The sequence below is a fragment of the Halovibrio variabilis genome, from assembly GCF_007991175.1.
Classification (GTDB): domain Bacteria; phylum Pseudomonadota; class Gammaproteobacteria; order Pseudomonadales; family Halomonadaceae; genus Vreelandella; species Vreelandella variabilis.
In genome coordinates this window covers 1-19960 of the sequence record NZ_BJXV01000012.1, presented here as the reverse complement: position 1 = coordinate 19960, position 19960 = coordinate 1, and the positions used below count along the sequence as shown (strand labels likewise).

At 51.9% G+C, this 19960-nt stretch carries 22 protein-coding genes and 1 pseudogene; 14 read left to right on the top strand and 9 right to left on the bottom strand.

The features are described 5' to 3' along the window. Nucleotides 1-17 precede the first annotated feature (17 nt). Both glcD and HVA01_RS11450 read right to left on the bottom strand, forming a co-directional pair. On the bottom strand, nt 18-1517 hold the full coding sequence (gene glcD / locus HVA01_RS11455) for a glycolate oxidase subunit GlcD (protein WP_146875551.1): 1500 nt from the start codon (nt 1515-1517) through the stop codon (nt 18-20). Nucleotides 1518-1548: 31 nt separating this feature from the next. Further along, complete coding sequence (locus HVA01_RS11450; protein WP_146875550.1) at nt 1549-3240, bottom strand: L-lactate permease; 1692 nt, start codon at nt 3238-3240, stop codon at nt 1549-1551. A gap of 408 nt (nt 3241-3648) precedes the next feature. Between HVA01_RS11450 and HVA01_RS11445 the strand changes: the two genes are divergently transcribed. The 3 genes from HVA01_RS11445 (at nt 3649) to HVA01_RS11435 (ending at nt 5681) form a co-directional block, all read left to right on the top strand. After that, the gene (locus tag HVA01_RS11445; RefSeq protein WP_146875549.1) at nt 3649-4341 is read left to right on the top strand and encodes a glutathione S-transferase family protein; all 693 of its coding nucleotides are present in this window, start codon (nt 3649-3651) and stop codon (nt 4339-4341) included. A gap of 113 nt (nt 4342-4454) precedes the next feature. After that, the gene (locus HVA01_RS11440; RefSeq protein ID WP_146875548.1) at nt 4455-5147 is read left to right on the top strand and encodes a glutathione binding-like protein; all 693 of its coding nucleotides are present in this window, start codon (nt 4455-4457) and stop codon (nt 5145-5147) included. Between the two features lie 177 nt (nt 5148-5324). Then, entirely contained in the window at nt 5325-5681 is a 357-nt protein-coding gene (locus HVA01_RS11435; protein WP_146875547.1) for a phasin family protein, read from the top strand. A gap of 372 nt (nt 5682-6053) precedes the next feature. Here the strand turns inward: HVA01_RS11435 and uraD are convergent, their stop codons facing one another. Then, nucleotides 6054-6599 (bottom strand): 2-oxo-4-hydroxy-4-carboxy-5-ureidoimidazoline decarboxylase, encoded by a 546-nt coding sequence (gene uraD, locus HVA01_RS11430; RefSeq protein WP_146875546.1) that lies wholly within the window; start codon nt 6597-6599, stop codon nt 6054-6056. A gap of 113 nt (nt 6600-6712) precedes the next feature. Here uraD and uraH point away from each other — a divergent pair, with 113 nt between their 5' ends. From uraH to HVA01_RS11415, 3 genes are read left to right on the top strand one after another with little or no spacing between them, the layout of a single operon-like run. Continuing rightward, the gene (gene uraH, locus HVA01_RS11425; protein WP_146875545.1) at nt 6713-7066 is read left to right on the top strand and encodes a hydroxyisourate hydrolase; all 354 of its coding nucleotides are present in this window, start codon (nt 6713-6715) and stop codon (nt 7064-7066) included. An 11-nt stretch (nt 7067-7077) separates the two neighbouring features. Beyond that, on the top strand, nt 7078-8283 hold the full coding sequence (locus HVA01_RS11420) for a urate hydroxylase PuuD (RefSeq protein WP_146875544.1): 1206 nt from the start codon (nt 7078-7080) through the stop codon (nt 8281-8283). 13 nt (nt 8284-8296) lie between these two features. After that, on the top strand, nt 8297-9031 hold the full coding sequence (locus HVA01_RS11415; protein WP_146875543.1) for a GntR family transcriptional regulator: 735 nt from the start codon (nt 8297-8299) through the stop codon (nt 9029-9031). Between the two features lie 13 nt (nt 9032-9044). On the opposite strand, the gene ilvY is transcribed toward HVA01_RS11415, so the two are convergent. After that, a complete protein-coding gene (ilvY, locus tag HVA01_RS11410; RefSeq protein ID WP_146875542.1) occupies nt 9045-9923 on the bottom strand; it encodes an HTH-type transcriptional activator IlvY in 879 nt (292 codons plus the stop codon). 208 nt (nt 9924-10131) lie between these two features. On the opposite strand from ilvY, the gene ilvC reads away from it, so the two are divergent. Together ilvC and modF are read left to right on the top strand one after the other, a co-directional pair. Then, the gene (ilvC, locus tag HVA01_RS11405) at nt 10132-11604 is read left to right on the top strand and encodes a ketol-acid reductoisomerase (RefSeq protein WP_146875541.1); all 1473 of its coding nucleotides are present in this window, start codon (nt 10132-10134) and stop codon (nt 11602-11604) included. Between the two features lie 124 nt (nt 11605-11728). After that, nucleotides 11729-13216: a molybdate ABC transporter ATP-binding protein ModF gene (gene modF, locus HVA01_RS11400; protein ID WP_146875540.1), complete on the top strand. Its 1488-nt coding sequence runs from the start codon at nt 11729-11731 to the stop codon at nt 13214-13216. Nucleotides 13217-13235: 19 nt separating this feature from the next. Here the strand turns inward: modF and HVA01_RS11395 are convergent, their stop codons facing one another. Then, complete coding sequence (locus tag HVA01_RS11395) at nt 13236-13472, bottom strand: type II toxin-antitoxin system Phd/YefM family antitoxin (protein ID WP_146875539.1); 237 nt, start codon at nt 13470-13472, stop codon at nt 13236-13238. A gap of 646 nt (nt 13473-14118) precedes the next feature. Here HVA01_RS11395 and HVA01_RS11390 point away from each other — a divergent pair. From HVA01_RS11390 to HVA01_RS11375, 4 genes are read left to right on the top strand one after another with little or no spacing between them, the layout of a single operon-like run. Then, nucleotides 14119-15552 (top strand): iron-containing redox enzyme family protein, encoded by a 1434-nt coding sequence (locus tag HVA01_RS11390; protein WP_146875538.1) that lies wholly within the window; start codon nt 14119-14121, stop codon nt 15550-15552. Nucleotides 15553-15563: 11 nt separating this feature from the next. Continuing rightward, nucleotides 15564-16235 carry a phenylalanine--tRNA ligase beta subunit-related protein gene (locus tag HVA01_RS11385; protein ID WP_146875537.1) on the top strand — a complete coding sequence of 224 codons (672 nt, stop codon included), beginning with the start codon at nt 15564-15566 and terminating at the stop codon, nt 16233-16235. A 13-nt stretch (nt 16236-16248) separates the two neighbouring features. Next, entirely contained in the window at nt 16249-16611 is a 363-nt protein-coding gene (locus HVA01_RS17865; RefSeq protein ID WP_146875536.1) for a Rieske 2Fe-2S domain-containing protein, read from the top strand. Between the two features lie 10 nt (nt 16612-16621). After that, the gene (locus tag HVA01_RS11375) at nt 16622-17239 is read left to right on the top strand and encodes a LysE family translocator (protein ID WP_146875535.1); all 618 of its coding nucleotides are present in this window, start codon (nt 16622-16624) and stop codon (nt 17237-17239) included. A 14-nt stretch (nt 17240-17253) separates the two neighbouring features. Here HVA01_RS11375 and HVA01_RS11370 read toward each other — a convergent pair whose 3' ends face one another. Then, nucleotides 17254-18018 carry an AraC family transcriptional regulator gene (locus HVA01_RS11370; RefSeq protein WP_170243511.1) on the bottom strand — a complete coding sequence of 255 codons (765 nt, stop codon included), beginning with the start codon at nt 18016-18018 and terminating at the stop codon, nt 17254-17256. 194 nt (nt 18019-18212) lie between these two features. Here HVA01_RS11370 and HVA01_RS11365 point away from each other — a divergent pair. Next, nucleotides 18213-19001, top strand: a pseudogene (locus HVA01_RS11365) (ABC transporter ATP-binding protein); the annotation flags it as partial. Between the two features lie 30 nt (nt 19002-19031). After that, nucleotides 19032-19196, top strand: coding sequence for a CopG family antitoxin (locus HVA01_RS11360; RefSeq protein ID WP_307725361.1), 165 nt, complete (start codon nt 19032-19034; stop codon nt 19194-19196). A 121-nt stretch (nt 19197-19317) separates the two neighbouring features. Here the strand turns inward: HVA01_RS11360 and HVA01_RS17510 are convergent, their stop codons facing one another. The 3 genes from HVA01_RS17510 to HVA01_RS11345 are packed head-to-tail and all read right to left on the bottom strand — an operon-like array spanning nt 19318 to nt 19875. Then, nucleotides 19318-19494 carry a type II toxin-antitoxin system RelE/ParE family toxin gene (locus HVA01_RS17510; protein ID WP_146875532.1) on the bottom strand — a complete coding sequence of 59 codons (177 nt, stop codon included), beginning with the start codon at nt 19492-19494 and terminating at the stop codon, nt 19318-19320. Continuing rightward, the gene (locus HVA01_RS17860; protein WP_371860145.1) at nt 19491-19580 is read right to left on the bottom strand and encodes a hypothetical protein; all 90 of its coding nucleotides are present in this window, start codon (nt 19578-19580) and stop codon (nt 19491-19493) included. The genes HVA01_RS17510 and HVA01_RS17860 overlap by 4 nt, the downstream gene beginning before the upstream one ends. Nucleotides 19581-19626: 46 nt before the next feature. After that, a complete protein-coding gene (locus tag HVA01_RS11345; protein ID WP_246129598.1) occupies nt 19627-19875 on the bottom strand; it encodes a type II toxin-antitoxin system ParD family antitoxin in 249 nt (82 codons plus the stop codon). Nucleotides 19876-19960: the final 85 nt, after the last annotated feature.

The following is a 19960-nucleotide window of genomic DNA, read 5'->3' as shown; positions in this document are numbered from 1 at the left end:
GTCCACCAGGCGCCGGATCAGAAACGTGGCAGTTCCGGGTGCGGTAATTCATTATTATGTACGTGCATGGCGCCAAATTCGGCACAGCGCGCCAGGGTGGGAATGTTCTTGCCAGGGTTGAGTAGGCGCTGTGGGTCAAAGGCAGCTTTTAGAGCGTGAAAAATGCTAATTTCATGCGGCTGGAATTGGCTGCACATTTGATTGATTTTTTCGCGGCCTACGCCGTGCTCGCCGGTAATCGACCCGCCTGCCGCCACGCAAAGTTCCAGAATCTTGCCGCCCACCTCTTCGGCAAGCCCCAGCTGGCCTTCTTGATTGGCATCAAACAAAATCAACGGGTGCATATTGCCGTCGCCAGCGTGGAAGACGTTGGCCACCGCCAGGCCGCTTTCTTCGGAAAGCGCGGCGATGCCTTTGAGAACCCTGGGCAGTTCGCGACGGGGAATCGTGCCATCCATACAGTAGTAGTCTGGCGACATGCGGCCCACTGCGGGGAAGGCGTTCTTGCGCCCGGCCCAAAACTTGGCGCGTTCGGCATCATCGCGGGCCTGCTGGATCTGGGTGGCCCCGGCTTTTTCCAGCACCCGGCGCACGGTATCGCAGTCATCGTCCACATCGGCCTCAACGCCATCCAGCTCGCAGAGCAAAATTGCCTCGGCGTCGAGGGGGTAGCCAGCGTTGACAAAGTCTTCGGCGGCTTTAATCGCCAGCTTGTCCATCATCTCCAGGCCGCCCGGAATAATCCCTGCAGCAATAATATCGCCGACCGCACGACCGGCTTTCTCGACATCGTCGAAGCTTGCCATCAGCACCTTGGCGGTTTCCGGCTTGGGTAGCAGTTTGACGGTGATCTCCGTAATGACGCCGAGCATGCCTTCTGAGCCGTTGATGAGTGCGAGCAGGTCAAATCCAGGCGTGTCGAGCGATTCAGCGCCCAGCGTCATGTGCTCACCGGCAATAGTCAGCACATCCACGCGCATCACGTTATGCACCGTTAAACCGTATTTTAAGCAGTGCACCCCGCCGGCGTTTTCCGCCACGTTACCGCCGATAGAGCAGGCAATTTGCGACGAAGGGTCCGGCGCGTAGTAAAGCCCATAAGGGGCAGCGGCTTCGGAAATCGCCAGGTTGCGCACCCCAGGCTGAACCCGCGCCAGGCGGGCGTCAGGGTCGACCTTGATAATTTGGGCAAAGCGCGACATCACCAGCAGCACACCCCGCTCCAGCGGCAGGGCGCCGCCGGAAAGCCCGGTGCCCGCGCCACGGGTGACCACGGGCACGCCCAGCGCGTGGCAGCGCTTTAGCAGCGCCTGAACCTGCTCAAGCTTGTCAGGCATCGCCACCAGCATGGGGAGTACGCGATAGGCCGCCAGCCCATCGCACTCGAAGGGGCGCAGGTCTTCTTCGCGATAAAGCAGCGTCATATCAGGCACGGCCTGTTGCAGGTCGGTTAAGACCTCGCTTTTATCGCGCTGGACCAACTCGCCGTCTAGCCGTTCGTCAAAGAGGATATTCATAATGACATCCCAGGTTTAGGCTGATTTACGTTCACATCAACGGATCCGTCACGCCAATCACGTAGAAAGCGATGAGCGCGATGAGGCCGGTAAAAACAAGATAGTAGATGGTGGGCAGAATTGTCTTGCGCAGCGTGGCGCCTTCACGACCTAGCAGCCCGACCGTTGCTGACGCCGCGACCACGTTATGAATCGCGATCATATTGCCCGCCGCGGCGCCGACCGCCTGCAGCGATACCATCATGGCCGTAGAGAGGCCCAGGGTTTGAGCAACACTAAACTGGAATTCCGACAGCATTAGGTTGGATACCGTGTTGGAGCCTGCAATAAAGGCGCCCAACGCCCCTACCATGGGTGCAAAGAAGGGGTAAATGCCGCCCACGCTACTGGCGACTGCCTGGGCCATCATGACCGGCATCGAGACAAGGTCTGCGCCGTTAACCCCTGAATTGATCAAGATACGTACCATGGGCACGGTAAAGACCAGCACAAAGCCCGCCCCAAAAATCGTTTTGGTTGACTCCGACACCGCCGCACCAATGTTTCGCGAGCTCATGCGGTGCAGGAAGTACGTTACAATCACCACCGCGATAATAATGCCGCCGGGTAGGTAAAGTGGCTGGACAGCGCCGCTAATCCCGGTCTCGCCGAGAATATTGCTCCAGCTCAGGTTGATAGAGGTCAGTGCTGCTTTAAGAGGTTCAACGGTGCGTGACGCCACCAGGAAAAGCGCCAGCAGAACGTAGGGTACCCAGCCCATAAACGTCGACATCGGCGCTCTGCCCACGACATCATCAAGCTTGATTTGCAGGTTGCCGATCCACTCGTCCGGCCAGGAAGAGGACTCGGGGAAGTCCCAGGTGTCTTTAGGCAGCAGGAAGCCACGCTTGGCGGCGGGTACGACAATCGCCAAGCCCACCATGGCGCCGATCATCGAGGGGAATTCAGGACCCAGCAATACGCCTACCAGCATGTAAGGCACGGCAAAGGAAATGCCGGTAAAAATGGCGAAGGGAGTAATCGACAGCCCCTCTTTCCAGGAGCGGTTGGCGCCAAAGAAGCGCACCATTATAGTGACCAGGATCAGCGGCATTAACAGGCCCACGATACCGTGGATAATCGCGACTTCGCTGGTCACCAGCTGGAAAAACACATCCCAGCTCGAGCCTAACGAATCAAGCTCAGCGCTAATCCCCGCCCGATCCAGGCCGCTACCCACGCCGACCACAATGGGCGTGCCAACCGCGCCGAACGAGACCGGCGTTGACTGAATCATCATACCTACCACTACTGCCGCCAGCGCCGGGAAGCCGAGGGCCACCATTAATGGCGCCGCCACCGCCGCGGGTGTGCCAAAGCCAGAAGCGCCTTCGATAAAGCAGCCGAACAGCCACGCGACAATCAGCGCCTGTACGCGGCGGTCAGGGCTAATCCCGGAAAAGCCGTTGCGAATAGCGGTAATGCCACCTGAATGCTTGAGCGTATTAAGCAGCAGGATAGCGCCAAAGATAATCCATAAAAGCCCAGCGGTTTGGATCAAGCCTTGAATGGTCGAGGCCGCCACGCGGCTAAACGACATCTCCCAAGCGGTTAGGCCAATAATCGCCGCGGTCAGAAAGACGATAGGCATCGCTATCTTGGCCGGTATTTTAAACCCGATGAGCAAAATGCCCGCCAGCAGCAGCGGCAAGAAAGCCAGAAGTGCAAGTATCGTTTCGTTCATGGAGGAACTGCCCCTTGTTTTTAATTTGGTAGGCTCCGCAAAAAACCACCTGGCCGTAGAGCGCCAGTCGGATCTGTGTGAAAGATACGTTTAGGCTAACCAGATAACTAGATTGGAAAATTGGTCTTACCAATATGGTGCGCGTTTAACGACCGATTTTGTGACGGTTATATTTATTTAAATAATTGTTTTTATTATATTTTATCGTATTTATTTAAGAGGGATCGGGTAGCAAGCTATTAGACTAATTGACATTACAGTTAGCTGCCGAACGTTAAGCACAGCGCTCGCAAATTGCATCGCTTGCGTCGTCGGTGACTTACGCTCATTGTTATCGACGACGTTATCCATCAACTATCATTCACGAACTACCATCCATCAACTATCGACCACAAGGAGCCTATGGCTGTGGCGCTAAAACTTTATGATCTAAGCGGACGCGATGAACGGTTACGTTTTTCACCTTTCTGCTGGCGTGTACGCATGGCGCTCGCCCATAAAGGGCTGGAATTTACCGCCGTGGCTTGGCGGTTCCTCGACAAGCAGGCGCTGGAATTTGCCGACTACGATAAAGTGCCGGTGCTCTGCGACGGCGAGCAGGTTGTCACCGACAGCTTCGCCATCATGCGTTACCTGGACAAAACGTACCCCGAGTCGCCGGTGCTGGGTGAAGGACTCAGCTATCAGCGGGTATTACTGTTTAAATACTTCGTTGAGCGCAGCGTGAATCCGGCCATATTTCGTACCATTGCCACGGATTTGCTGGCGGCGGTGCACCCCGATGATCGCGGCTATTTCCGCGAAACCCGCGAGGCGCGATTTGGCTGTACACTGGAAGAATTCCAACAGCCTGAACAGGGCAAAAAGCAGCTCCATCAGGTGCTGGCGCCAGTACGTGATCTCCTCGCAGACAGCGCCTTTTTAGACGGCGATGCACCCGCAGGCTCGGATTATCTGCTGTTTGGCAGCATGATGTGGGCGCACGTGGTATCCAAACAGGCGCTTGTCGAACCGGGTGACCCGGTAGATAAGTGGTTTAAGCGTATGTTGAACGTACACGATGGGGCCGCCAGCCAGGCGTTGACCGTGCGCGATATATGACGCCCACTGCGCGACATAGCTAACAGCGGCGGCGTTCAGGTGCCGCCCGATGCATTGCAAGCGTTGATAGGCTCGTAAGCGGGTCGCTCGACGTTTACATAAAGGAGATGGCAATGATTGACCTGTATTACTGGACAACCCCGAATGGCCACAAAATCTCCATCATGCTCGAAGAGGCCAAGCTCGCGTATCGAGTGAAGCCGATTAACATTGGCCGAGGTGAGCAGTTTGACCCTGAGTTTCTCACCATTGCCCCCAATAATCGTATTCCCGCGATTGTCGACCACTCCCCAGGCGATGGCGGCCAGTCGCTATCGCTGTTTGAATCCGGTGCGATCTTGGAATACCTTGCCGATAAAAGTGGTCTTTTCTTACCCTCGGCGGGTCGCGAACGCTACATCGTATTGCAGTGGCTGCATTGGCAAATGGGTGGGTTAGGCCCGATGGCAGGCCAGAATCACCACTTTTGCCACTATGCACCGCAAAAGATGGAGTACGCCATTGAGCGCTATGTGGGCGAAACCCACAGGCTGTATAGCGTGTTAGACCAGCGCCTGGCGCATCACACCTATGTGGGTGGTGACGATTACTCGATTGCCGATATGGCGATCTACCCTTGGATTGTGCCTTGGGAAAAACAGCGTCAAACTCTAGAAGAGTTTCCTGATCTAGAACGCTGGTTTGACATGATCAAAGCCCGCCCAGCGGTGCGCAGGGCCTACGCGCTTGTCGAAGATGTCAACCCACAAGGAGGGGTGGAAATGGACGAGCAGGCACGTAAACATCTGTTCGGCAACCACTCATAGCTGCCTTCGTTAAAATATTCTGAGACTTTTCAAGTGGGTAAGCGCGGCATGACGAAAATCATGTTGCACTGCACAAAAAGCACTGCTAGCTTTAATAACAGCAGAGGGCAAAAGCCCGGCTAATAACCGCCTGATAAGGGCGTGTTGAAGTGCTAGCTCACTCTTGGAGGTATGATGATGAACAAGACAACTGAGAAGACCACGCAGCAGATTGAGTCCGTTTTTGTTTCGCCGATGCGTTCCTACACGCTAACCGCGCTTGATTACTACGACAAGCTGGTGAGCGCCCAGATGGACGCTGCCCGTGCCTACTCAGACATGGCAATCTCCCAAGCCCGCACTTGGCTTGATGTTAAAGACACGGACAGCTTCAAGAAGGCCATGGAAAGCCAGCAAAAAGCCGCCAATGACTTTATGGAGCGCATGAAGGGCGACACTGAAAAAGTGACGTCCATCAGTAAAAGTTTTGCTGAAGATAGCCAGAAGCAGGCAGAAGAAACCACCAAGAAAGCGGTAGAGACTGCCAAGCAGTAATTGAACCAGTAACACTGTTTATAAACGATAAACGCCGCGCCCTTCAGGGTGCGGCGTTTTCGTATGCAAAGTACGTATGTGAAACGTACGCTAACATCAAAAAACAGGTTTTAAAAAGCGGCTATTCGTCATCTAATATAGATTTAAAATTGGCTGGCTATTTTGTATCTCGCGATTCAGATCGCAACCACTAAGCCAGCTACCTGTTGTGGGAGGCCGCTTCAGCGTGGTCCGACACTTCGGCGAAGGGCGCCGCAGGCACCCCCTTGGTTTCATCATGCTAATAGCCCAAACATTCGCGAGCTGAAGCTCCCTCCCACGGGAGCTATTCTCATGCTGGCAGAGTTAACTCCATACTGAACGACGAAAAGCCTAAAACGCGGGGCTAGTAGCGCGATCCCTTAATCGAAAACGGGCAATGCGGATAATTTGTTCAATGGCCGTTTGCCGTTCGGTTGGCTTGTCATTATTGAGGCGTTCCTCAAAGGCGGCCAATATGGCATGCCGATCCAGCCCTTTCACGGCAATAACAAACGGAAAGCCAAATTTCTCCTTGTACACCGCGTTAAGTGTCTCAAAGCGCGCAAACTCCTCGGGGCTGCACTGGTCGAGCCCGGCGCCTGCCTGCTCACTGGTTGAATCTTGCGTTAGCTCACCGGCCATCGCGGCTTTGCCTGCAAGATCGGGGTGAGCTTGAATCGCCTTAATTTGCTGTTCGCTGCTCGCCTGCTGCAGCATAAGCCCCATCAACTCGGCCAGTGCATCGGGCGTATCATGGGCTTCAGTCAGGCCGTGTCGCCAAGCGGCTTCGGCCACCCAGGGTGAGTGCTCGTACACATCGCCATAATGAAGAGCCAGCATTTCAAGGCTGCATTGACTGGGTGCGGGCGATAGCACGGTGTTTTCAGGTGTGGGCACGATAAACGCTCCAGAGCGGGCAAAGAGACAATGACTGTATACAATAAATAGCCGTAACGGTACTCTTTGACCGATAGGTCAGCAACGTTATCAATAACCAATAAGGAACGGCCATGGGACGCTTAACCACCCACGTATTGGATACCGCCAAAGGTCAGCCCGGTCATGGCATTACTATTGAGGTGTTTCGCCTTTCAGGCAGCGAACGCCAGCATCTAATCACAGTGACCACCAACAGCGATGGCCGCTGCGATGCGCCCATTTTAGACGATGACGCGTTTACCCAAGGCGAGTATGAACTGGTGTTTCACGCCGGCGACTACCTGCGTGCCCAAGGCGTTGACGCTAATGAACCGCGCTTTTTAGACGTTATCCCGCTGCGCTTTGGCGTTGCGGATGCCAGCCAGCACTATCATGTCCCACTTTTGCTTTCGCCCTATGGCTATTCAACCTATCGCGGTAGTTAAGAGGGTGCGGCATGCAAGCTTATGTAATTGATTTTGTGAACTTACTGCTGCGCTGGCTGCACGTGATTGCCGCCATCGCCTGGATAGGCGAGTCGATCTATTTCGTGATGCTGGACAATAGCCTGCGCACACCGAAGGCGGAGGAAGACCGCGAGAAGGGCGTGTTTGGCGAAATGTGGTCGGTGCATGGCGGTGGTTTTTACCACAATCAAAAGTACGCCACGGCACCCGCCAAGTTACCCAATGAGTTGCACTGGTCATTCTGGAAGGCCTACACCACTTGGCTTTCCGGCTTTGCGCTGTTTGTTATTCTCTACATGGTCAATCCAGGCTTCTATCTGGTAAACACCAACAGTGACTGGCAGTGGGCCGCTAATCTCACCGGTTGGCAGGCTAACGTGCTGGCGCTGGCCTTTTTGCTGGGCGGCTGGTTGGTTTATAACGCGCTGTGTAAGCGCATTAGCCCCAATATGGATCGCGACGGCCTGCTCAGCGTCGCGGTTGCCGTGATGATGGTCGTGGTGGCCTACCTAAGCACGCAGATGTTTACCGGCCGCGCCGCCTTTCTGCTCACCGGGGCGGTGATGGCAACGGCGATGTCGGCTAACGTCTTCTTCTGGATTATTCCCGGCCAGCGCCGCATGGTAAAAGCCATGAAAGCAGGCGATGCGCCCAACCCGCTGGATGGCAAGCGCGGCAAACAGCGCTCGGTGCACAACACCTACTTCACGCTGCCGGTCGTGTTGCTGATGGTGAGTAATCACTACTCCTTTATCTACTCCCACGAGCTCGCCTGGGTCGTCATGGTGCTGTTTATCTTTGCCGGTGCTTTGATTCGCCAGTTCTTTGTCTTGATGCATGCAGGCAAAACCCAGCCCGCCTATCCTGCCATTGGCGTGGGGCTCATTCTGTTAGCGTTTTGGGTGGCCGCACCCAGTGCTTCGTCAACCAGTGGCGAAGCAGGCGCACAAGGGCCACCAGACCAGGCACAAATTACCGGCTTGATTGAGCAGCACTGTGTTCAATGCCATGCGCGTAACCCCGAACATGCCGGTTTTTCAGCGCCGCCTGCGGGGGTTGCCTTTGACAGCTGGGATGAAATTCTTGGCCAAAAGGCCCAGATTCAACAGGTTGTCGCCAGCCGCTACATGCCGTTAGGCAATATGACCAACATGAGCGATGAAGAGCGCGATATCATTGCCGCTTGGGAGGAATAACCAGAGGCTAGCTATGAGTGATGCGCAGGCGCCGGAAAAGCGGCGCGCTCCTGTTAAAGAAGGCAAAGGCAGTAAAGAAGGTGAAGAGCGCCACGAGGCGATCTATCGCGCCGTGAGCGATGCAATAGTCGAGCAGCGCTTGAAGCCCGGTGCGCGGCTGCGCGAAGATGCGCTGGCGGACGTCTTTGGCATTAGCCGTACCGGTATTCGTAAAATTCTGCAGCGTCTGGCGCTGGAGCAGCTAGTTACTTTGACGCCACGCCGTGGCGCCAGCGTCACTCGGCCCACCGCCGATGAAGCCAAAGACGTTTTCGATGCCCGCCAGTTAATCGAATGCGGATTAATGCCGGATGTAGCACGGCGCATGGGCGAAAAAGAAGCGGCGGAACTGCGCGACATGGCCCGCGAGGAGCGCCAAGCGCTACGCAGCGGCCAACAAAGCGTCGCCATTCGGCTATCGGCGGACTTCCATGTGCGCTTAGCGCAGCTTTCAGGCAATGCTACCCTGGCAGAATTTGTCGAGCGGCTCTGTTCGCGCTCATCGCTGATCCTGGCCGTCTACGGCCACCCTGGCCATTTGGGCTGCGAATCCCACGACCACGATGACCTGATCGGCTACCTGGAAGCCGGCAACGGCGAGCGCGCCAAAGCCTTTATGAGCCGCCACCTAAAAGCCATCGAAGCCTCGCTCTCCATGGTTGAAGAAGCAGAAAGCGCTCCCGATTTGCAGCAGATATTTGGGGGTTAAGCGCGGTTGTCGCTTACATCAAGCGCCAAAACGCGTCGACTAAGGGATTTTTTAGGTTTTTCTTTAAGGTAAACAAACCAATATCGTAGGGCTCCAGTTCCGGCGCCACGTCGAGCACGCGGATGCGATCCACCAAGGGGCTGTTGTCGAGGACGATTTTTGGCACCACGCCAATGCCGAAGCCCAAGCTCACCATACTCACAATGGCTTCGTTGCCGGTGACCTGTGCATAAATGCGCGGGGAGACATCCAGCTGGCGAAACCACTCATCCACACGGGCTCTCGAGACACCACTCTCCGATAAAATCATCGGGATGCTCGCCCACTCTTGCGGTGTGGTTGGCGTGCTCGTTGGCACATTCGGCACTTGCTGCTCAAGCGGTGCAATGAACAGCAAAGGCGACGTGGCGATGGATTTAAATGCCAGGCCACGCGGCAAATTGGCAGGCTGGGCCGCGATGCTAAGCTCTTCTTTACCATCCAGAACATGCGCAATAGCGTGTTCTGGGTCACCCGTGCGCAGCTTGATTTCAATCACCGGGTAGGCAATACGAAAGCGGCGCAGGAGTTCGTGCAAAAAGCTGTAGCTGGCAGTGACGGAGCCATACAGGCTGATTTCACCGCTTAATTGATCAGGATTGTCGGTTAATTCATGACGAATCAAATTCCATTGGCTGCTGGCATCGCGGGCATACTTGAGAAATTTTTGCCCTTCCTGGGTCAACACCACGGTACGGTTGTCGCGATTAAACAGCGATACGCCCAGCTCGTCTTCTAAATGACGGATGTTGCGCGACAAGGCAGAAATGCTGACATAGCACTCATCGCTGGCGCGCCCGAAATGCAGGGTTTCTGCCAGGGCGAGGAACTGTTTTAAAATTTTAAAATTCATAAACGCCATGATAATCAGGTTTTGCAAAAAAAGGGACATGCTGTTGCAAATATATCAATTTAAGAAATGGTTATTTTTGGTTAGATTGGTCCTACTCACATAACGCTGGATCACGCATCTAGCGGCTGTGTCACTCTTTTAAGTACCGGTTTTAGCATCGGTGTGCCTTACATCGATGTCGTAATCATAAAATATTAGGATCCTAACGATGGCTAACTACTTCAATACGCTGCCACTACGCGAGCAACTGGCGCAACTCGCCAAATGTCGTTTCATGTACAGCTCTGAGTTTGCTGATGGCGTAGAAGCGCTAAAAGGCAAAAAAATGGTAGTGATTGGCTGTGGCGCGCAAGGCCTTAACCAAGGCTTGAACCTACGCGACAGCGGCTTAGACGTCTCTTACGCACTGCGCCCTGAAGCCATTGAACAAAAGCGTCAGTCTTGGAAAAACGCCTCTGAGAACGGCTTCGTGGTAGGTACCTACGAAGAGTTGATCCCCACGGCAGACGTCGTGTTGAACCTGACGCCGGATAAGCAGCACACCTCTGTTGTGACGACTGTCATGCCGCTGATGAAAGAAGGCGCTTGCCTATCTTACTCGCACGGTTTCAACATCGTGGAAGAAGGCATGAAAGTCCGCGAAGACTTGACCGTCATCATGGTGGCGCCCAAGTGCCCAGGTTCTGAAGTGCGCGCTGAATACGTGCGTGGTTTCGGCGTTCCCACACTGATCGCTGTTCACGAAGCCAACGATCCTAAAGGCGAAGGACTTGCCCTGGCAAAAGCCTACGCAGTAGGCACTGGCGGTCACAAGGCCGGCGTACTGATGTCCTCTTTCATCGCGGAAGTTAAATCCGACCTGATGGGTGAGCAGACGATCCTTTGCGGCATGTTGCAAACCGGTTCTCTCCTCTGCTTCGACAAGATGATCGAAGAAGGCATCGAGCCTGGCTACGCCGCTAAGCTGATTCAGTACGGCTGGGAAAACATCACGGAAGCATTGAAATACGGCGGCGTGACCAACATGCTGGATCGTCTTTCTAACCCAGCGAAGATCAAAGCCTTTGATCTTGCTGAAGAGATGAAAGACATCATGCGTCCGCTTTACAACAAGCACCAGGACGACATCATGAGCGGTCACTTCTCTCACACGATGATGGAAGACTGGGCGAACGATGACGCGAACCTGCACAAATGGCGTGCCGAAACCGCTGAAACCAACTTCGAGAAAACCCCTGCTGCTGACGTAGAAATTACTGAACAGGAATACTTCGACAACGGCATCTTGATGGTGGCGATGGTTAAGGCAGGCGTTGAGCTGGCTTTCGAAACCATGACCGCGGCGGGCATTATCGCCGAGTCGGCTTACTACGAGTCGCTCCACGAAACGCCGCTTATCGCCAACACCATCGCGCGTAAGAAACTGTACGAAATGAACGCGACCATTTCTGATACAGCAGAATACGGTTGCTACCTCTACAACCACGCCTGTGTGCCGCTGTTGGCTGACTTCATGAAGGGCATCAAATCCGATGTCATCGGTAAAGGCCTGGATCTAGACGACAACGGCGTTGATAACGCGCGTTTGATCGAAGTCAACGATGCCCTGCGTGCTCACCCTGTTGAAGCCGTTGGCTCAGTACTTCGTGGCCACATGGCTGACATGAAAAGGATCCTTTAATCGGCTGATTAAATGATAGACCACTAAGTCATCTAAAAAGCCGAGATATCGTCACGATATTCTCGGCTTTTTTGTCTCATTTAATTCGAACACTGATTTTTTCCAAACAATAAGGAACACATTGATGGAGCCTTCCAGCCGCTTTGAAAGTATTCAGCTAAACAAAGCGACGATCAGTTTTGATGATCGCTTCACCCTAAGCGAGATTGATTGGACCATCGAGCCCCACCAGCATTGGGTCATCACTGGCACCAATGGCTCAGGCAAATCGGCCCTGGCGGCGGCGCTTGCCGGTGTTGGCAACATTGAAGCGGGCAGTGTTCAAGGGCTTCCCCAAAACGTTGGGTTGGTCTCTTTCGAAGCGCAAGCCGAACTCATCGCCAAAGAGCTGAAAAAAGACGATGCCGATATCATGGATGTCATTTCACTCGGCACCCCCGTTAGTGAAATGATTTTCGAGCAGTGCCAAGACCCAGAGCTCGCAAGCGAGCTGGTCGAAAAGTTCGGGCTGACGACACTACTCGACCGCGCCTTTCGTAAACTCTCCACCGGCGAAACCCGCAAGGTCATGCTGATTCGCGCGCTGGCTAGCAAGCCGGACTTGCTGATTTTAGACGAGCCGTTTGATGGTTTGGATGTCGACACCCTCGCCATGCTGCAAGCCCATCTCGCTTCCATTACCGACACCGTTCCTATGGTGATGGTGCTGAACCGCTTTGATGAAATGCCGGACTTCATCACGCATATTGCCTATCTGAATAAAGAGCGCTTGGAGAAAAACAGAGGGGATAAGAAGCGGGGAGATAGTGGGCGATTAGCGTTCACCGTAGACCGTGAGGACGAAGCCGCCTTCAATGAGCTTTACCAATTACTGCATTTGAAAACCACCGACCTAAGCCTGCCCGAGGCCGACCCAGCCGCTAAATTACCCGCCCTCGACCCCAGCCAGCCGTTAGTAAAACTAACGCAAGCGACTATCCAATACGGTGATACCGTGATTGTCGATAAGCTCGATTGGACGATAGAGCATGGCCAGCACTGGCAACTAAGCGGCCCCAACGGTAGCGGTAAAACCTGCGTCTTATCCCTGATCACGGGGGATCATCCCCAGTGCTACACCAACGATATTTTTGTGTTTGGCTTCCAGCGCGGTAACGGCGAAAGCATCTGGCAGATCAAGCAGTTCATCGGCTATGTATCCACCGCCCTGCAGTGGGAGTATCGCGTCAGCACCAGCTGCAAGAATGTGATTATTTCAGGCTTCCACGACAGCATCGGCGTGTACACCAAATCCACCGATCAACAGAAAAAGATAGCAGATCAGTGGCTCGAACTACTGGGCATGCAAGAGCGCGCCGATCAGCCCTTCAACAAACTCTCCTACGGCGACCAGCGTCTGCTGCTTATCGCCCGTGCCATGGTGAAACACCCGCCGCTGTTGATCCTGGATGAGCCCTGCCTCGGCCTGGACGACATGAACCGGCAACTGGTGCTAGCGCTTATCGAGAAAATCTGTGCAGGGAAAGAAACCACGGTGCTCTACGTCAATCACCATACGGAAGACAAGATAAAGGAAATAGACAATCATTTGGCGCTGGAGAAGAATCACTAGTGGGTGGGGCAGCTAGGCGCTAGGGCTTAACGTTGCACTCAGCCAAAGGGGTATTCATCCCCTCGCGAATAGATTCCCGCATACCGGGTACGGAGAGCAAGTAAAGTGTTTCCTGAACAGCTGACCAATCTTCTTCGGATACTAAGACGGCGCTGTTCCGCTTCCCCATAATAACGATTGGCTGGTGAGATTCGGCAGTTTCATCAATCAACTGGTAAAGATTGCTGCGCGCCTCAGTGGCTGTGGTTCTAATCATGGCGCACCTCCTTCCTGTTTAGTTTTTCACCAAGTGTACCTATTCACGTGCGTACGTTAAAACGGACGTAATGATGGCTTCGCTCTGCGAATTTTTGATAGTTGTCGGATCTCGCATGCTGACCACTCCTCGTCTGTTTGTAGTGGCATAGTGAATTTGGCCACCTAATTAGAGGTGCTAATATGCACCAAGAAACCCCTAGGTGGCAGCACGGCAACAAGACCAAAACTGAGGTGCCAGAGGGGGGCTACTGACTCAACGCCCTAGACAAGGGCATTTTTTTGTTTTAAGCGCAGCTACAGCTAAGAAAATATGACCCACTACCTTGGTTTGTTAGCTGGTTTATAACCAACATGCTTTGGACTCTTGGTGACCGCGTTTAATTCTCTTCGGATAGAGCGAGGTATCAATAGTCTCTCCTGCCCTTTGCAGGCAATACTGAAAATACCCATGGGCTCCAAAACATCTTCTTTCAGCTATTCCCCTAGTGTCCTGAGATCATTGCTGTGCATGAGCTGCCTCCTGATAGTAATGGGTAGTGCGACCGGTTATATCAACAATCTGTCCGAAGTTCGCTAACCTAGTTACACATTTACCAAGGATAATAACAGTGTTCCTTACAGCTTAGGAATCTCAGGAGGAAATCATGCCATCAATAAAAGAGCTAATCAGCGAGTATTCTTCTAATCCACTTTTTCGGGATGCGGAAGCGACAGAGATCCTAATTAACTCAGGCCCTTATAGACGACCTACACGAGTTAATGACAATGCGTTCATAAACTTTGATAAAGTATTAACAGCAAAAGACATAGGTAGCAATAGTTCCTTGTCTACACATCGTATGTTATTGAACATTTATGAGGCGGATCTCTATTTTTTGCCACGCGATCCAAAAAAGCTAGACCGTACGGCGGAGAAGCAATTCTACAATGCTGGCAACTTACTTGCAGGAGAAAAGGTTCGGCCCATTCTGGAAAATAAAGCATTTAGCTTTTTGAATTCCGACATTTCTACGCAAGGCCCCTGGAACGGGGACATGATGCTGACCTACTTTAATGAATACCTGCAGCGTGAACAGGCTGATGCAAAATTGGGGTTTGATGCTAGCCCGCTCAACCGAGCTATTCTCAATGCAGATCATCCAGACCAAGCAGCTAAGCATTATCTGATCCAAATGGCGCCGGATTTTCTTTCAGAATCATCGGCGATGGCGCGGTACTCCCTTGGAGGTTATGGTCAGGTACAATCTGCTCTCTTTAATATTCTGATCGACGAATATGGGGCTAGTGTTCACGAGCAAAAGCACAGCTCATTGTTCGAGAAAGCAATGGCTTCAGTTGATTTAGAGCCAGATATTCATCGCTATTGGCAGTTTTACCAGGCATCGTCTCTTGCCCTTACCAATTATTTCCACTATGTCACGAAAAATAAGACTGAATTCTTCCGCTATGTGGGTGCGTTATTTTTTACAGAATCCAGCTTAATAAACGTAGCTGGCAACCAATCTAAACTTTTCAAAGAAATTTTTGGAACCCACGTCGATACACTTTACTTTGACGAGCATCATCATATTGATCGCCACCACGGTGATATGGTTCTCAAAAAATTGATCATGCCTCTTCTTAACGAGTATGGAGATCAAGTGGTTCCTGACATCCTTCAAGGATTTGAGGAGTTTCGTTACCTTCAACAGCTAGCAGATGAGGATTTGCAAGCTCAAATCGAGTGGGCAGGCCACATCAATGAAGCAATCGAACATGGAAAGAATTTGTATGCCCAAATCGAGGATGGAAGTGTTGTAGTCCCTCTGGAAACATTTCTTGAAGCAAATGATGAGCGTTCAACAACTCATACTCATCCCGATGACCGATTGCTTGTAATTGAGTCTGGAGAAATGGATTTTTGGCCGATGTACGGTGAAGAATACCATTTCAGGCCGGGGGATATCCTTTTCGTACCCAAGCACCGGCTCCATGGTTCAGTCGTCACCTCTCCTGAATGCGTTTATCACCAGCCACTTGTTGACGGAATGATGCGGCGATATGGCGAGACCGACAACCAGGAAGCTGAATGTAAGTAGGAGAGCGAATTATGATTAACGTTCGGATTTCGGAAAGCACCAAGGGTGCCAATGTTTTCAACCCGGTCATCTGTTTGGTGCGAAAATTTCAAATTTTGCCGCCAGATCAAAGTGCTCTGGATGATGATGTCAGTAACATTCAAGCAGTGATATCACAAACCCCAGTGCTTCTAACACGAGATGAAAAGAGCACGTTTTGGAAAAAAACAGCACATATCAAATTGCGGGAAAATGTCTATAAAAATGGACTTCGTCGACATAACAATTTGGTCGATGCAGCCAATATAGCCTCATTGGAATACGGGACAAGTATTGGACTTCATGATGCGTCCTCCGTGGTTGAGGATATCATTATCGAAATTTCCTCTGGCAAGGAAACTATACGTCCTTTATACATGGATCAGTTCAAACAAGTCGCTCCATACCAGCTAATCTATCGAACCGGCAATCGACTTCTCGCTTGGGTCGGTGAATTGGATGTGGATTCAGCTGACTTTCAGGTTCGTGACTCTACCAACTCTGCAATGATTGTTGTCTTGGGAAGCCGCTCTAATGCCGAATCAGACAACCGCCAAATATGCTTTCGGACGCTTACTCTTCTGCGACGGAGTTGCCCAAAAGCGTATGGGCAGATAATACCAACAATCAGGGAAACAGGGCCGATATCGCCCCACATTATCTAAAAGGAGGCATCCGATGTCCTATTTCCACACCTTTGACCGTCATGAGGGCCAGTTGCTTACAGTCGGACGGCAACGCTATTTCATTTTTCGATCAGGATCGGGGATAGAACATATGATCCAAGACAAGTGCCCACACAGAGGAGGCCCATTATCGCGGGGGCGGTGGGATCCAGTAAAGCTCCGGCTGGAATGTCCGTGGCACAAAAGCTCATGGCCTGAAAAAACGTTGATAAAAATGCAACTGCCCACCATTAAGGTAAACAGTAGATGGACAGTCTATTTAGGTTTGGTCGACCCTGGCGCTATTTGTCACGTACATGATATTCCAGTGGCTACTATTGAGTCAGTAGAGCATGGCGCGCCCACATCACTCTAGGAGACAATGATTGAATCTTGAAACGTGGTGGCTCTATGTGAGTGCCGTCTTACTATTGATGAGCACGCCCGGGCCTAGTCAAATACTTATCCTATCGAATAGCTTGTCGTCGGGATTTTTAAGGTCAACCATGACAGCTGCGGGTGACCTGACAGCAAACCTTATTCAGATGGTTGTAGCGACAGCAGGGCTAACCTACTTGGTACAAAGCAATGAGGAGCTGGTCACAATCATCAAATGGGTTGGTGTGTTTTATCTTCTATATATGGGAACGATGTCTCTAGTAAAGGCAAAACCATTGCATATCCAACCTGGAAGGCAATATGAACGGAGAAGTAAATCGTCTCTGTATTGGCAAGGGTTCGTTGTCTCTGCAGTAAACCCGAAGGCCGTTATATTCTTTGCAGCCCTCTTTCCGCAATTTATAGACAGCTCGAACTCGGTTGTGCTTCAGTTTGCAGTATTGAGTGCTACTTATCTTATACTTGATGGCTTGTTTCTAGTGGCATACGCCCTGCTTGCTTCAAGGCTGGCCCTGTGGCTAACAAAGAATAACGTCATGCTTCGGTGGGCGCCTGGTCTGCTTCTTATTGTTGTGGCAATCGCGCTGGCAATGAGAACCGTCTAGCTTAACAACCGTTGCTAGGAGGTGATCATTTCTCCTTTTCTGGCATAGGCGGAAGGTGGGCAACCAACCTGCTTTCGGAATGCAGATGAAAATGCACTGATACTGGAATAGCCAAGTTCAAATGCGATCTTTGAAACCGGCTGCCCCAGATCCAAAGCATTGATAGCAATAATAATTTGGACTTGTTGACGCCATTCCAAAAATGATAGGCCTAACTCCCGACGGAATATTCTACTTATCGTTCTGGAACTAGCTCCTGCTTGACGGGCTAATGACTCCAAGGTATTACCTTCAGCCGGGTCTGCGAGAACCTTTTCACAGACTCGCGATGCCCGTTGATCTTGAGGAAAGCTAATGCTGGGAGCCCAAGAATCCCCGTTATAAATTTCCTCAAATAATAAACCCAATAAGTGGACGCTACGTACAGGGCTAAAACTTGGCGAAGCACTGCGTGCAATGGCTGTCAGCAGCAGTTGCTTAATTATCGGTGACACAGTAACAGAGCTAGCTTCGTCTAAGCACATAGCCTGTTTCAGGCCACTAACATAGAGCGTAGCCATGTCAGCCTGGCTGTTCATATGAACCTGATGCTCAACCCCTGGGGGAATAAGCGCTGCACGCCCAGGATTAACAATGCAAGCAAGCCCATTAGTCCTTACCAACATTGAACCTGAACTCGCATAAAGAATTTGCAGCACATCATGAGAGTGCGGTTCAATCATACTGCCAGCAGGGTAACAGTTAACCCACGGAGCAACATGGTTAACAAAGTAACTCAATACATTGTCCTCCATTGGCGCATTCAGTCAGTACCTCATGCGATCTCAGTATTACTCTCACCGTATAGTGTGTCAACGGCGGTGTTTGTAAATGGGATCCTGTGGCGAACCTGTTCCGGTGCGCGGAGATAAAAACCGTTAGGACAAAAACAGAGGAAACAAGAAGCCAGGAGCTAAAGGGCGGTTGGTTCTTCACGGTAGAGCGTCAGGATGAAGCCGCCTTCAATGAGCTGTACCAACTGCTGCATTTGAAAACCACCGACCTAAGCCTGCCAGAAGCGGATCCAGCCAGCAAATTACCCGCTCTCGACCCCAGCCAGCCGTTAGTAAAACTCAAGCAAGCGACGATCCAATACGGCGATACCGTGATTGTCGATAAGCTGGATTGGACGATTGAGCAGGGCCAGCACTGGCAACTAAGCGGCCCTAATGGTAGCGGTAAAACCTGCGTCTTATCCCTGATCACAGGGGATCATCCGCAGTGCTATACCAACGATATTTTTGTGTTTGGCTTCCAGCGCGGTAATGGCGAAAGCATCTGGCAGATCAAGCAGTTTATCGGCTATGTCTCCACCGCCCTGCAGTGGGAGTATCGCGTTAGTACCAGCTGCAAAAACGTGATTATTTCCGGCTTCTACGACAGCATCGGCGTGTACACCAAATCCACCGATCACCAGAAAAAAATTGCCGATCAGTGGCTAGAACTACTCGGCATGCAAGAGCGCGCCGATCAGCCCTTCAACAAACTCTCCTACGGCGACCAGCGTCTGCTACTTATAGCCCGCGCCATGGTGAAACACCCGCCGCTGTTGATTCTCGACGAGCCTTGCCTCGGCCTGGATGATATGAACCGCCAGCTTGTGCTAGCGCTTATCGAGAAAATTTGTGCAGGGAAAGAAACCACGGTGCTCTACGTGAATCACCACACGGAAGATAAGATAAAAGAAATAGACAATCATTTAGCGCTGGAGAAAAATCAATAGTTGTAACCTCCGCTCGCGATATGCATCGACATGAGAGTGCTGTTTATGAACAAGCTAAGAAAGATGCCTGAGTTTAAAACTGAGGCGGAAGAACGAGAATTCTGGGAAATCCATGATTCCACTGACTATTTGGACTGGAGCCAAGCAAAACTGGCTTCTTTCTCGAAGCTAAAGCCCTCAACCACGACTATCTAACTCCGCTCATCGGAAAATTAGGAGCGTAGCGAGTAATTTTTCCGAATGCCGCTACTTGTTGGGCGGCAACGGCACGGGGCTTGATGGAGATCTTGAAGCTGCGCCGAAAATATAGCGCCCACTACTCCAGAAGCCTTTCCGGTGCATCTATGTACTCGTGAAGCACACGAACAACGAGCACTTCCGATTCAAGCAGTTGATAAAAAACAGCGTGGTGCTCGACCTGTAATCTGCGATACCCAGAAAAAACATGGTCGTAGTTCGCGCCAAGTGATGGATGATCAATCAGCCGTTTCATGCCGTTTCATGCCGTTTCATGCCGGTCTCAAGGCGATCCAGGTAGTTATCCGCCTGATCAACGGCCCATTCCTCACAGGTATACACCCAAATTCCGATGAGATCTGATTCCGCCTTTGGCGTGACATTCAACTCAAGCACTAATCAACCGCCTTGATCCGCTTACGGCCAGCCGCCTTAATAGCCGATATATCCAGGGGTTCCCGCTTGACTCACCCTCAACGAGGGCTTGCCTCAGTATGGCAAGACGTTGTTTGGCCTGCTGATCCCTTCGGATGAGGTCGCGGATGTATTCACTATCGTTGCCAAAGTGACCGCTTTCAATCTGAGCTTTCACCCAGCCATTTTGCTGTTCAGTCAGCGTGATGGTTTTCCGGTGCATGCTCATGGCTGATGCTCCAAACATGGGTGAGGTGTGACATTATCATACTCCTGGTATGGATTGACCCGTCAAGGGCTCCGTTGTC